Here is a 12,970-nt window from a genome sequence, read left to right on the forward strand (position 1 = left end):
GCGCACCGCTCCGGCGGTGCGGTGGTGCCGGTGCGGAAGCCGGGAGCGCCGACGGGGACGAGCTGTGCCTTCCAGGACCGACCATGACTTTCGCCGCCGCCCCGGGCGTCCGCCCCGCGGCACGCTCCGGACATCTGCTGACCCTTCTGGTGGCCGACCACGGCAAGCCGCTGCTGGCCTACGCCGAGCGGCTGCTGCGGGACCGCCACATGGCGGAGGACGTCGTCCAGGAGACGCTGATCCGGGCCTGGCACCACACCGACCGGCTGTACGGCAGTGAGGGGTCCGTCCGGGGCTGGCTGCTCACGGTGGCCCGCAACCTGGCCATCGACCGCATCCGCAGTGCCCGCTCCCGTCACGAGACGGTGGGCGCGGACCATGACGACGTGATCCAGCCCGACCACGCCGACGCCGTCCTGGCCTCGGTCGACGCGCGGGCCCTGCTGCGGCACCTGTCGCACGAGCACCGCGAGGTGCTCGTGCACACATACCTGTTCGGCAGGACCGTGCAGGAGACGGCCAGGATCCTCGGGGTACCGGCGGGCACGGTGAAGTCCCGGCAGCACTACGCGCTCAGCAATCTGCGCAGCCGGGTCGGCTCCGCGGCCCGCTGACCGCGGAGTCGACGCCGTTCAGGCGCTTCACGCGCTTCAGGCCGGGACCGTCAGCCGCAGTCCGAGCACGGGGATGTCGACCTCGCCGTTCGCGTCGGCCGTCCAGCGCCAGTGGGCGCCGCCGACGTCGCCGCAGACCAGTCCGGTCCAGCCGGCCCCGCCGGGGCCGCACAGCTCGGCCAGTTCGGCGGCCTCCGACCCCGTGGGCGTGCCGGCGATGACGACCAGGCCCAGGACCGGGCGGCGGGCGGCTGCTCCGCGCACCGTGCCGTGGGCCTCGGGTGCCGAGGAGGCCGGTGCCGCCGCGCCCGCCTCGATGCGGACGACCTGCCGCAGCCCGGCGGGCAGCGTCAGCTGCGACGTGTCCTCGGGCCCGCGCAGGACGGTCACCGGGGTGCCGGGCCGGCTGCGGGCGACCTCTTCGAGCAGGCCGTTCACCACGTCGCGGGCGACGTCGCGGTCGCCGGTGACGCTGAGCACCCCGTCGAGCCGGCTGAGGTCGTAGAAGACCGGTTCCCCGTCCGCCTCGACGCCGACCCGCACCAGGCAGGCCCGGTCGTCCGGGACCCGGGAGGTGCCGGTGCCGGCGGTGGTGCGCCACCGGGTGCCCTCCGGTCCGTCGAGTGCCGTCCAGGGGGCGCCCGGTGCGTCACCGGGGGTCAGCCACGCGGTCACCCCGGTGCTGTCCACGCGCAGGGCGTGCACCGGACGCTCCGGGGCGGCGCCGGGGCCGGACAGTTCGGCGGCGGCCGCGTAGGCGCGGCGCGCGGAGCCCGCGTCGGCGGCGAAGCGCCGGCCCACGGTGCGGCGCAGCGCCAGGCGGCGGCGCCGGGCGACGGGATCGCCGAGCCGTCGCACGGCGCGGCCCAGCGCGGCCCACGCGGCGCGCACATGGCGGCGTCCGACGATGCCCGCGGTCACCAGGGCGAGCAGGACGGCGCCGAGCACGGCGATCGCGGCGGGCAGCGGGATGGTGAACGCGGTACCGCCACCCGTGCTCGTGGCCGTGGTCGCGCCGTCGGCGGCCGGGGGCGCGGAGGCGTTCTGGGCGGCGTTGTCGCGGGCCAGTTGGACGTCGGGGCCCGAGGCGTCCGGCGGCAGCCGCAGGATCCAGCCGGGGTGCAGTTGCTCGTCCGGGCTGGTGAGGGCGGAGCCGTCGGTCTGCGCCTGCCCGCGGTTGAGGTCGAAGATCTCCCCGGCGCGGGCCGGGTCGCCGAGGGTGCTCGCCGCGACGGACGCCAGCGTCGCGGGGGCGCCCCCGGCCGCCGCGGTGTCCTGGACCACGAAGACCTTCACCAGCTGGTCGTCCGCGCTCGCCGGGGCGGCGCCCGCCGCGAACAGGGCCCAGAGCGCGAGCAGTACCGCGGCCGCGGCGCGGCGCACGGCCGTCCCGCGGGCGGGTGCGGGCGTACCGGCACCCGGCCGGTGCCGCCCTGTGGCGCTGACGCCGTCTCTCATCGTCTCCACCCAAGTCGTCGTGTGCGTGCCGGGCCGTCGTCCCGGGTTCCGGGTTCCGTCACCCCCTACACGGGGCGCCCCGGGAAAAAGGTTCGAAAGAGATCTGAACCAAGTCCCGGTGGGCGCCGTGTGGCAAGCGACAACGAACACGGAGCTGGGAGGGGCAAGGATGGGACGCCGGCATGCGAGCGACGAGGACTTCCGTCTCGTCGGGCTCGACCGGGACCCGACGCCGGGTGACCCCGAACTGATCCGCGGGATCGTCAAGCGGTACCAGGACGTCGGTGACGCCGCCGAGAAGGCGCTCAACATCCTCAAGAAGGACGGCACCATCTCCCTCGGCCGCGGTTCGGCCATGGACCAGCTCAAGGAGAAGATCGGTGACGACCTTCCCGACAAGCTGAACAAGACGGCGACCTCGTACCACGACGCGGCCCGCGCCTACACCGACTACATCCCCCGCCTCCAGGAGGCCCAGGACACCTTCGACCGCGCCGTCGACCAGGCCCGTTCGGCCGCCGCCAAGGCCGGCCAGACGCCCAAGACGCTCGGCGAGAACCCCACCGACGAGGAGAAGTCGCAGGCCCGCGCGGTCCAGGACGAGATCGACGCGGGCAACAACGAGCTCGGTGCCGCCAAGGGCCTGGCCCAGCAGGCCAAGCAGATGCGGGAGTCCGCGCAGCGCACCTGCGCCGATGTCCTGGACCAGGCGGCGTCGGAGGCGATTCCCGAGCGCAACGTCTTCCAGAAGATCGCCGACTTCTTCAAGGACTTCCCGTTCGTCCAGATCCTGCTGGCCGCGCTGATCGCCGTGGTGGCCGTGTTCTTCCCGGTGGTGGGTGCGCTGCTCGGCGGGGCGTTGTTCGTCTTCAACCAAGTGGTGGCGAGTCAGACAGGGGGCATCAAGGCCGGTGACTTCGTCGCCGGGCTGATCGGCATCATCCCCGGTGCCTCCCTGTTCAAGCTGGGCAGCAAGGCGGTCCAGGCGATCGCCCCGGCCGCGGTCGCCGCGATCAAGAACTCCGGGACCATCGCGAAGGTCTCCGGGACGATCACCAAGGTCAGTGACTCCGTCACCGCCAACAAGGCGGTCGGCGCGGTGCTGGCCAACCCGGTGGGCAAGACGGCCGTGGACGTCAGCGGCAAGTTCCTGACCAACTCCGCGCTGGAGGCGGCCGCCAAGGCCGCCAACCACGACAAGATCACCGCGGCCGGTGTCTTCGCGGGCGCCGCCGCCGGCGCGGTCGCCGGGACGGCGTTCAAGGGCGGGATCGGCAAGATCGGTTCCGCGCGCGGCAACGCGCCGGTACCGCCCGGGGGCGGCGGCCGGTTCGGCGACACCACCGATCCCGCGCTGGGCGACTCGATCGGCAAGCGGGCCTCGGACCAGGTCGGCGGCTTCGTCGAGGAGGGCTCGACCCTCGGCGCGAAGATCGGTGTCGGGGTGGCCCAGGGCGGCGACCCGAACGAGGTCGCGGCCGGGGAGATCGCCAACTCGGCGCCCAAGCTGGGCTCCGGGCCGGTCGGTGTCGCGGGGCTCGGACGCAAGATCGACGGTGTCGCCGACGGCATCCCCATCAAGGGCTCCACCGGCCCGTCGACCACGACCCCGGCTCCGCCCGCGGGCACCGGCCCGGCGCACACGGTGGACCCGGCGGACATACCCCTGCCGCCATCGCCGACCTCGCCGACTTCCCCGACCGCGCCCGCTTCCCCGACCGCGCCCACGGGTCCGGCCGCACCCACGGCTCCGGCCGCGCCCACGGCTCCGGCCGCGCCCGCGGGCACCGGCCCGGCGCACACGGTGAACCCGGCGGACGTGCCGCTGCCGCCGTCGCCCACGACCGGGCGGCCGCCGCTCACCCCGCTGGACATCCCGCCGCAGAGCCCGGCGGCCCCGCCGGGCGGCGGCGCCTCGCCGGCCGGTTCCGGCAGCGACGGCTTCACCACCGCACCCACCAGCCCCGCCGGAGGCGACGGCTTCACCACCGCGCCGACCAGCCCCGCCGGAGGCGACGGGACGACGGGGACCGACGGCCGCTAGCGCCGCGCGGGACCCGCACCCCACAGACCTCCGTCCCTCCCAGGGACGGATTCTTCACCCGATCACGCAAGGAGTACCGACATGCCCGACTACCGCGTCAACTCTGACGAGACCGCTTCCACCTCGCAGGCGCTGCTCAACGACTTCTCGCAGCTCCAGGACAAGCTGAGCGAGGTCAAGGGCAAGATCTCCAACCTGCTCGCCAACGGCTACAGCACCCCGGCCGCCCAGCAGAAGTTCTCGCCGTTCTTCGACGAGTTCGCCAAGGGCTTCGACCAGGTCAACCAGGGTCTGCAGGGCATCGGGCAGTACGTCCGCTCCGTCGGCGACGCCTTCTCGCAGACCGACGACCAGCTCGGCTCGAACCTCGGCTGAGCCCGCTTCCCCCGTCCCGCCCCTCCGTGAGAAAGACGATGCATCGTGCGTTTGAACGTCAGCGTCCGTGACCCCCGGGTCGAGGGGGTGTCCACCACCGTCGTCGTCGAGACCGAGCCGACCGCACGGGCCGGCACTCTCGCGGCGGAACTCGCGCGGGCCGTCGACCACGAGGGGGCCGGCGGGGCGGGGGGGCCCGCCCTGTTCACCGGGGCGGGGGAGATCGACCCGGACGCCACCCTCCAGGCGGCCGGGGTCCGGGACGGCATGGACCTCGGGCTCGGTTCCGCCCTGCCGGCGGAGTCCGAGCCCGAGGGCCGCACCGAGATCCGGCTGGTGTCGGGGCGGGGCGCGGGCACGGTCTTCCGGCTGGTGCCCGGCGAGTACGACCTCGGCAGCGACCGCACCTGCCGTATCCGGCTGGCCGAGGACGCCCCGGCGTTCGCGGCCCGGATCCGGGTGCGGCTCGACGGTGGTGCGGAACTGCTGTCCGCGGCCGACGCGTTGCTCGACGGCAGGACCCCGGCGCCCGGTGCGGCCTGGCGCGAGGGCAGTCAGCTCGCCGTCGGCGACACCCTGCTGGAGCTGGCGTCGCGCGAGGCGGCGACCGCGCCGCTGACCCCGGCCGCCGACGGCCTGGGCCTGGAGTTCAACCGGCCGCCGCGCTTCCTGCCCGCCCGCGCGGGTGGCAAGTTCCGGCTGCCGACGCCGCCCGTGCGGCCCGACAAGCGGCCCGTCCCGCTGCTGCCGATCCTGCTGCTGCCCGCGGGCAGCGCGGCGATCGCCATCTTCGTCACCAAGAGCTGGGTCTTCGTCTTCATCGCCCTGCTCTCGCCGCTCGCCGCGCTGTTCACCCAGTTCGGCGGGCGCAAGCAGGCGATGCTGAAGTACCTGGAGAAGAAGGAGGAGTACGAGGGCGCGCTGCGACGGGTCGAGGCGGACGTGGAGTCCGCCGTCCTGGAGGAGCAGCGCGGGCTGCGGCTGTCGCTGCCCGATCCGGCCTCCCTGCTCCAGATGGCCGTGCGGCCGTCCGAGCGGCTGTGGGAACGGCGCTGGCAGGACCCGGACTTCCTCTCCGTCCGGGTGGGGACGGCCGATCTGCCCTCGTCGCTGAGCGTCGAGGACCCCACGCAGGACGAGCACCGGCGCATCACCGTGCCGCTCCTGGGCCAGGTGCCGGTCTCCGTGCCGCTGCGGAGGGCGGGGGTGGCGGGGCTCGCCGGTCCCGGCGCCCAGCGGCTCGCCGGGTGGATGACGGCCCAGGCCGCCGCCCTGCACAGTCCGGCGGACCTGCGGATCGTCGTGCTCGCCGGGCCCGAGGGGGAGGCGGCGTGGTCGTGGGCCCGCTGGCTGCCGCACGCGCAGGCCCAGGGCGAGGACGCCTACGCGCTGGTGGGCAGCACCACCGAGTCGCTGGCCCGCCGCATCGGCGAACTGGGCCAGATCGTCACGTCCCGTATGGCGGCCGGACCGGATCTGGTCCGGGGCGGCGTCAACGGTTACCCGGACATCCTCGTCGTGCTGGAGCAGGCCCGCAGGGCCCGTTCGCTGCCGGGCGTCATCGCCCTGCTGCGCGACGGGCCGTCGGTGGGTGTCCACACCCTGTGCATCGACCGCGAGGAGCGGCTGCTGCCCGAGGAGTGCGGCGCGGTCGTCGTCACCGGGGACACCGCGCAGGGTGTCTCGCGGGTCCGCACCGGAACCGGCTCCGCCCTGGAGGGCGTGCGCACCGACTCGCCGGAGCCCGCCTGGTACGAGCGCTTCGGCCGGGCGCTGGCGCCGCTGCGCGGCGTCGGCGACAGCGACGAGAGCGCCCTGCCCGGATCGGTCCGGCTGCTGGACCTGCTGGGCCTCGAACCGCCCACCGCGGAGGCGGTGGTGGCGGGCTGGTCGCTCGGCGGCCGCAGCACGCGGGCGGTCCTGGGCACCGGCTACGACGGGGACTTCTCGGTCGACCTGGTCCGCGACGGGCCGCACGCGCTGATCGCGGGCACCACCGGTTCGGGCAAGTCCGAACTGCTGCAGACGCTGGTCGCCACGCTCGCGGTGGTGAACCGGCCGGACGAGATGACCTTCGTGCTCATCGACTACAAGGGCGGCAGCGCCTTCGCCGAGTGCGCCGACCTGCCGCACACCGTCGGCCTCGTCACCGACCTGGACACGCACCTGGTGGAGCGCGCCCTGGTCTCGCTGGGCGCCGAACTGCGCCGCCGGGAGACCCAGTTGGCGCAGGCCGGGGCCAAGGACATCGAGGACTACCTCGACAAGCGGTCCCGCGGCGGCGACGTGCTGCCGCCGCTGCCCCGGCTGCTCCTGGTCGTCGACGAGTTCGCGTCCATGGTGCGCGAACTGCCCGACTTCATCTCGGGCCTGGTCAACATCGCCCAGCGCGGGCGTTCGCTGGGCATCCACATGGTGCTGGCGACCCAGCGTCCCGGCGGCGCGGTGACCCCGGACATCCGGGCCAACACCAACCTGCGGATCGCGCTGCGCACCACCGACACCACCGAGAGCCGCGACATCATCGACGCCCCCGACTCCGGGGAGATCTCGCCCGCCAATCCGGGACGCGCCTACGCGCGCCTGGGCCCGTCGGCGCTGCTGCCGTTCCAGTCCGGGCGCGTCGGCGGCCGGCGGCCCGGCGGCGCGGTCGCCGAGGGCACGGAAGTGCCGGTCCGGGCCCACGCGGTGACCTGGCGGGAGCTCGGCGGGCCGCTGCCCACCGGCGGTTCCCGCGGCGCCCGCAGGGGCCTGGCGCAGGCGGAGGCGGTCACGGACCTCGCGGTGCTCACCGCGTCCGTCGCCCAGGCCGCGCGGCTGGCCGGGGTTCCCCGGCAGCCGAGCCCCTGGCTGCCCGCGCTGCCCGAGGTGCTGGAGTGGACGGCGCCGCCCGCGCCCAAGCCGGCCGGCGAACGGGAGGCCGAACTGCCGCCCGTGGCCTACGGCATGGTGGACCTGCCCGCGCGGCAGACCCGCGCCGCGCTGGAGTTCGACATCGACCGGGCGGGCCACCTGCACCTCATCGGCTCGCCCCGCAGCGGCCGTTCCCAGTCGCTGCGCACCCTCGCCGCCGCCCTGGCGCAGGCGCACGGCGCGGACGACGTCCATCTGTACGGGATCGACTGCGGCAACGGCGCGCTCAACGCGCTCACCGCGCTTCCGCACTGCGGCGCGGTCGTGGACCGCAACCAGGTGGAGCGCCTGGGCCGGCTGCTGGACCGGCTGAACGCCGAACTCACCGCCCGGCAGGGCGTGCTGGGCACCCGCGGCGCCGCCGACCTCGCCGAGCTGCGCCGCACCCAGGCCGCGGGGGAGCGGCTGCCGCACATCGTGCTCCTGGTGGACCGCTTCGAGGTCTTCGAGCGCGAGTTCACCGCGTACGACAACGGCAGCCTCATGGAGCGCATGATCAGGCTGCTGCGGGACGGCGCGGGCGTCGGCATCCACCTCGTGCTCGCGGGCGACCGGGTGCTGGGCTCCAGCCGGTTCTCCGGCACCACCGAGGACAAGATCGTCCTCAAGCTCAACGACCGCCAGGACTACTCGTCGGTCGGCGTCCCGTCCAAGTCGGCGCCGAGCGACCCGGCTCCGGGCCGCGGCATCCGCACCCTGGACCTGGCGGAGGCCCAGATCGCGGTCCTGACCGGCGACCTCTCCGGCGCGGCGCAGGGCCAGTTCCTCACCGCGCTCGGCACGGCGCTCGCCGAGCGCGAGGCCGGTGTGCCGGCGGAGCGCGGGCCGCTGCGCCTGGACGTCCTGCCGGACCGGATCGCCTACCGCGACGCGCTGGCCCTGCACACCCGGCGCGGGCCGATGCGGCCGCTGGTCGCGGTCGGCGGCGACACCCTCGCCTCGCTGGGCCCGGACCTCGCCGACGTCCCCACGTTCGTCGTCGCCGGGCCGCCGCGGACCGGCCGCAGCACGGTGCTGCTCACCGCGGCGCACTCGCTGCTGGCGGAGGGCACGGGCCTGGTGCTGCTGGCGCCGCGCCGCTCACCGCTGCGCGAACTGGAGGGCAGGCCCGGGGTGGCGGCCGTGATCACGGACGCGCAGGTGACGGTCGAGGAGTTCCGGGGGGTGCTCGGCGCCATTCCGCAGGACAACGCGGTGGTGGTCGTGGACGACGCCGAGCTGTTCATGGGCTCCGACATCGACGCCGACCTGGCGCTGCTCGCCCGGGGCGGCGCGGGCAACGGCTGGGGCGTGCTGGCGGCCGGCAACGCCGAGTCGCTGGCGCTGAGCCTGGCCGGCTGGATGGGCCAGGTGAAGCGGAACCGCACCGGCATGCTGCTGTCGCCGCAGGGCCTGGCCGACGGCGAGGTCATCGGCGTCAAGCTGACCCGCGGCGTGGTCGGCCAGGCGCCGCAGCCAGGCCGCGGCCTGATCCACCTCGGCGACGGGTCGCTGCGGGCGGTGCAGGTGCCGCTGTCCGGCACGGAGGTCTGACGCCGACGGCATGCACGAAGGGCGGCCGGGACGCGATGTCCCGGCCGCCCTTCGGTTGCGGACCCGGTCTCAGGAGGCGCGGGCGACGGGCGCCGGCGGCTCGCCCTCCTCGGTGAGGAAGCGGAAGGTGCCGGTGATGGCGTCGAAGAGGTCGTACACCTCGTTCTTCAGCGGCAGGTTGGGGCTGGCGAGGGTGACGACGAGGAAGTCGTCGGCGCGGCCGGGGACGGGCATCATCGTGTGCATCGTCAGCAGCTCCACGTCGATGTCGCTGGTCAGCCGGGTGGTCTCGGTGCCGGTCACCCGGGCCACGGTGCCCACGTGGGGCACCTTCACGGAGGTGATCACCCGGTCCTTGGGCGCCGTCCCGTTCGCGGAGGAGATCCCCAGCTGCGCGGAGAGCACCGGGAGCGTCAGCTCCGAGCCCTCGGGCGTGGTGACGGCGAAGACCATGCCGTAGGCCATGAACAGGTCGTCGCCGTAGAGGGTCGCGGTGCCGGCGGCCAGCAGGGCGCCGTGCCGCCGCGCGGCCCGGCTCACTTCGCGCCCCTGCCGGAACATGTCGTTGATCCGGGCCTTCTCGCGGGGGTCGTCGGTGGTGGCGAGCGCCTTGGCGCGGGTCCTGGACAGCTCCTCCCCGCTGAGGTCGACGGTGTCCCACAGATCGGGGATGTCGAGCAGGAAACGGTGCGCGGTGCTCATTGGCCACTCTTTCCGTCGTCGAGGTTGGAGGCGGCGTCCTGGTCGGTCTTGTCGAAGGAGTCGAGGATGCTGCCGATGGCGTCCCGGATGCCCTTGACCTGCTTCTGGAGCTGCTTCTTGCCGTCCTCCCACTTGTTCTCGAAGTGCTGCGCCGAGCCGTGGGAGAGCTCGGGGCCGAACGCCGCGTCGAAGTCGAACGTGTGGTGTCCGATGTCGATGAAGTCGTGGACGAAGTCCAGCATCTGCTGGGCCTCCCGCAGCTCGTTCCCCGGTATGTTGATGTCCTGGGCCATGCCGATCCCCTCGTGCTCGGCCGCTTGCGGCCTCACGGGTCACACGGGCGGGACGGCCCACTGGGTTCAATCGGCTTCCGGCGACGCCCGCGAAGAACCCGAGGAACGCGAAGAAGCCGAGGAACCCGAAGATGGGGTGAACCGTTCCGGGCGCGGCCTCGTGTACCGGCCGTGACCTCTCTTCACCACTTCTCCGGCGCCGCCCCGCGCGCCCGCGTACGCCGCGCGGCCGTCGCCGGCGTGGTCGCCCTGTGCGGCGTGGCGGGCCTGGCCGGGTGCGGCAAGACCATCACCATCGGCGACGCCTCCGCCCCTGCCGCCCCGGCCGCATCGGCGCCCGCCGCCCCGCCCGCGGCGCCCCCCGCCGCGTCGCAGCCCGTGGGCAACACCGCGCTCCAGGTCGTCGACCGCACGGCCGCGCAGGCCGGGCTGACCGGCAACGGCGGCACGGTTGTGGGGGCGGCCGTCCAGGAGGCCCCGCCGCGCTGGGTGCAGCTGTCCGCGGTGACCTCGCCGCCGGTGACCGCCCCGCATCTGATCAACATCAACCAGGCCGCGCTGTACCGCTTCGACCCGGACAGCGCCGACCCGTCGCAGTCGCACTGCAACGACGCCTGCGCCGTCCAGTGGCCCGCGGTCACCATCCAGCAGGGCGGCAACGTCTACCTGGCGGGCGTGGACCGCGACCAGGTGGGTGCGATCCGCCGCCAGGACGGCCAGGTGCAGCTGACGGTGGGCGGCATGCCGGTCTACCGCTTCGCGGGGGACACCAAGCCCGGTGACCTCAACGGCCAGGGTGTCGGCGGGACATGGTTCGCCGTCGGGCCGAAGGGCGAGAAGGCCGGGCAGTAACGCCCGCCTCGTATGACAGGGCGGACCTCCGGCACCGGACGGCTACGGCCGGAGGTCCGCCCGATCCACTACGGCTCGACGACCCACTGCCCCTTGCGCATGACGCCGACCAGGTCGTACGCCTCGTTCAGCACCACCAGGTCCGCGTCCTTGCCGGGCTCCAGCGAGCCGATGCGGTCGTACGCGCCCAGCAGCCGCGCCGGGTTGGCGCTCAGCGCGCGTACGGCGTCGGTGACGGCGATGCCGTCCACGGTGACGGCCCGCTTGAAGGCGGTGTCCAGGGTCAGGGTGGAACCGGCGATCGAGCCGCCCTCGACCAGCCGGGCGACGCCGTCGGTGACGTCGACCTCCATGGGGCCCAGCAGGTAGCGGCCGTCGCCGAAGCCGGCCGCGTCCATGGCGTCGGTGATGAAGGCCACCCGGTCGGCGCCCGCGCTGCGGAAGGCCAGTTCGAGGACGGCCGGATGCAGGTGGACGCCGTCGTTGATCAGCTCGACGGTGACCCGCTCGTCCTCCAGCAGCGCGGCGATGGGGCCGGGCTGCCGGTGCAGCAGGGTGGGCATCGCGTTGAACAGGTGCGTGGCGACGGTGGCACCGGCGTCGATGGCCTCCAAGGTGGCCTCGTAGGCGGCGTCGGTGTGGCCGACGGCGGCGATGACGCCGTGCTCGGCCAGCAGCCGTACGGAGTCGAGCCCGCCGGGGAGTTCCGGCGCGAGGGTCACCATGCGCGCGGCGCCGCGGGCGGCGTCGACGAGCTTGCGGACGTCCGCGGGGTCCGGGTCGCGCAGCAGCGACGGCTTGTGGGCCCCGCAGCGGTGCGGGGAGATGAAGGGCCCCTCGAAGTGGATGCCCGCGAGGTCGCCCTGCTCGACCAGTTCGGACAGCAGCGCGGCCTGCCGGGCGAGGTCGTCCAGCTCGCCGGTGACCGTGGAGGCGACCATGGTGGTGGTGCCGTGCCGGCGGTGGGTGCCGACGCCGGTGAGGACGTCCTCCGCGCGGGCGGCCGAGAAGGACGCGCCGCCGCCGCCGTGCACATGGATGTCCACGAAGCCGGGGACGATCCAGTGCCCGGTCAGATCGCGGGCGGCCGCGGGCCGGCGCGGGTCGTCCGCGACGATCGTGCGGCCTTCGACCGTGATCCGGCCGCCGTCGACGACACCGTCCGGCAGTACGACGCGGGCACCGGTCAGCACGGTTGGTTCCGCAGTCAAGCGGTCACCTCCAGGGAGAGAAGATCCCAGGCCAGCAGCCCTGCGCCCAGGCATCCGGCGGTGTCCCCGAGGGCCGCCGGCACGATGAGGGGGAGTTTCTGGAACGTCAGCCGCTCCTCGACGGCCGCGCGCAGCGGCGCGAAGAGCGTGTCACCGGCCTCGGCCAGCCCGCCGCCGACGATCAGCGTCTCCGGCGTGAGCAGGGTGATCCCGGTGACCAGGCCGTCCGCGAGGGCGGCGACCACCTCGTCCCACACGGCGACGGCGCGCGGGTCGCCCGCCGCGACGGCGGCGGCGCACTCGGCGGCCTCGGCGCCGAAGGCGCGGGCCACACCGGAGGCGGAGGCGATGGTCTCCAGGCAGCCGTGCTGGCCGCAGCCGCACGCCGCGCCGCCGGGGCGGACGACGATGTGCCCGAGTTCGGTGGCCTCGACGCGCCCCTCGATGCCGATGGCACCGGCGATGCCGGTGCCCAGGGCGACGAAGAGGAAGCGTTCCGCGCCGCGCCCGGTGCCGAGCCGGCCCTCGGCCAGGCCTCCGGAGCGCACGTCGTGGCCGAGGGCCACGGGCGTGCCGTCCAGGCGGCGGGAGAGCAGGTCGCGCAGCGGGAGGTCGCGCCAGCCGAGGTTCGCGGAGAACACCGCGACGCCCGCCCGCTCGTCGACCAGCCCCGGCACGGCCACCCCGGCCGCGGCGGCGGGCTCGCCGTACGTGTCCGCCCCGTACGCCCGCAGGTCCGCGGCGAAGTCCAGCACGGACGCGACGACGGCCTCGGTCCCGCGGTCCCGGCCGGTCGCGCGGCGTGCCTCGTGGAGCAGCGTGCCGTCCGCCGCGACCAGTGCGGCTTTCATGCCGGTGCCGCCCACATCGAGGGCGATGACGTGTCTCACGGAGGACAGTCTCCCGTGAGACAGCACAAAAGGTCTAGTCCACTCGTCGAAAGAGATCCCGTTCCGCCGCCCGCCAGGTGATTCG

At 74.5% G+C, this 12,970-nt stretch carries 10 protein-coding genes; 5 read left to right on the forward strand and 5 right to left on the reverse strand.

Features of this window, described 5'->3' with window-relative positions; translation table 11 throughout:
- Nucleotides 1-83 precede the first annotated feature (83 nt).
- On the forward strand, nucleotides 84-614 hold the full coding sequence (locus ACIP64_RS29080; RefSeq protein WP_401592380.1) for a sigma-70 family RNA polymerase sigma factor: 531 nt from the start codon (nucleotides 84-86) through the stop codon (nucleotides 612-614).
- A 36-nt stretch (nucleotides 615-650) separates the two neighbouring features.
- Here the strand turns inward: ACIP64_RS29080 and ACIP64_RS29085 are convergent, their stop codons facing one another.
- On the reverse strand, nucleotides 651-2,081 hold the full coding sequence (locus ACIP64_RS29085; protein ID WP_401592382.1) for a hypothetical protein: 1,431 nt from the start codon (nucleotides 2,079-2,081) through the stop codon (nucleotides 651-653).
- Between the two features lie 160 nt (nucleotides 2,082-2,241).
- Here ACIP64_RS29085 and ACIP64_RS29090 point away from each other — a divergent pair, with 160 nt between their 5' ends.
- The 3 genes from ACIP64_RS29090 (at nucleotide 2,242) to ACIP64_RS29100 (ending at nucleotide 8,937) form a co-directional block, all read left to right on the forward strand.
- Nucleotides 2,242-4,116, forward strand: a complete 1,875-nt coding sequence (locus tag ACIP64_RS29090) for a hypothetical protein (protein ID WP_401592384.1) — start codon at nucleotides 2,242-2,244, stop codon at nucleotides 4,114-4,116.
- A gap of 81 nt (nucleotides 4,117-4,197) precedes the next feature.
- On the forward strand, nucleotides 4,198-4,491 hold the full coding sequence (locus ACIP64_RS29095; RefSeq protein ID WP_319662927.1) for a WXG100 family type VII secretion target: 294 nt from the start codon (nucleotides 4,198-4,200) through the stop codon (nucleotides 4,489-4,491).
- A gap of 45 nt (nucleotides 4,492-4,536) precedes the next feature.
- Complete coding sequence (locus ACIP64_RS29100; RefSeq protein WP_401592386.1) at nucleotides 4,537-8,937, forward strand: FtsK/SpoIIIE domain-containing protein; 4,401 nt, start codon at nucleotides 4,537-4,539, stop codon at nucleotides 8,935-8,937.
- 69 nt (nucleotides 8,938-9,006) lie between these two features.
- Here the strand turns inward: ACIP64_RS29100 and ACIP64_RS29105 are convergent, their stop codons facing one another.
- Together ACIP64_RS29105 and ACIP64_RS29110 are read right to left on the reverse strand one after the other, a co-directional pair.
- Nucleotides 9,007-9,639, reverse strand: coding sequence for a hypothetical protein (locus ACIP64_RS29105; protein ID WP_401592388.1), 633 nt, complete (start codon nucleotides 9,637-9,639; stop codon nucleotides 9,007-9,009).
- Nucleotides 9,636-9,968, reverse strand: a complete 333-nt coding sequence (locus ACIP64_RS29110; protein WP_401592389.1) for a hypothetical protein — start codon at nucleotides 9,966-9,968, stop codon at nucleotides 9,636-9,638. The genes ACIP64_RS29105 and ACIP64_RS29110 overlap by 4 nt, the downstream gene beginning before the upstream one ends.
- A gap of 135 nt (nucleotides 9,969-10,103) precedes the next feature.
- Between ACIP64_RS29110 and ACIP64_RS29115 the strand changes: the two genes are divergently transcribed.
- The gene (locus ACIP64_RS29115) at nucleotides 10,104-10,784 is read left to right on the forward strand and encodes a hypothetical protein (RefSeq protein ID WP_401592390.1); all 681 of its coding nucleotides are present in this window, start codon (nucleotides 10,104-10,106) and stop codon (nucleotides 10,782-10,784) included.
- A 68-nt stretch (nucleotides 10,785-10,852) separates the two neighbouring features.
- Here ACIP64_RS29115 and nagA read toward each other — a convergent pair whose 3' ends face one another.
- On the reverse strand, nucleotides 10,853-12,049 hold the full coding sequence (gene nagA, locus ACIP64_RS29120) for an N-acetylglucosamine-6-phosphate deacetylase (protein WP_401592392.1): 1,197 nt from the start codon (nucleotides 12,047-12,049) through the stop codon (nucleotides 10,853-10,855).
- Nucleotides 11,992-12,885: an ROK family protein gene (locus ACIP64_RS29125; protein WP_401592394.1), complete on the reverse strand. Its 894-nt coding sequence runs from the start codon at nucleotides 12,883-12,885 to the stop codon at nucleotides 11,992-11,994. The genes nagA and ACIP64_RS29125 overlap by 58 nt, the downstream gene beginning before the upstream one ends.
- Nucleotides 12,886-12,970: the final 85 nt, after the last annotated feature.

Origin of the sequence: Streptomyces sp. NPDC088733 (assembly GCF_044751185.1) — a bacterium.
GTDB lineage: Bacteria > Actinomycetota > Actinomycetes > Streptomycetales > Streptomycetaceae > Actinacidiphila.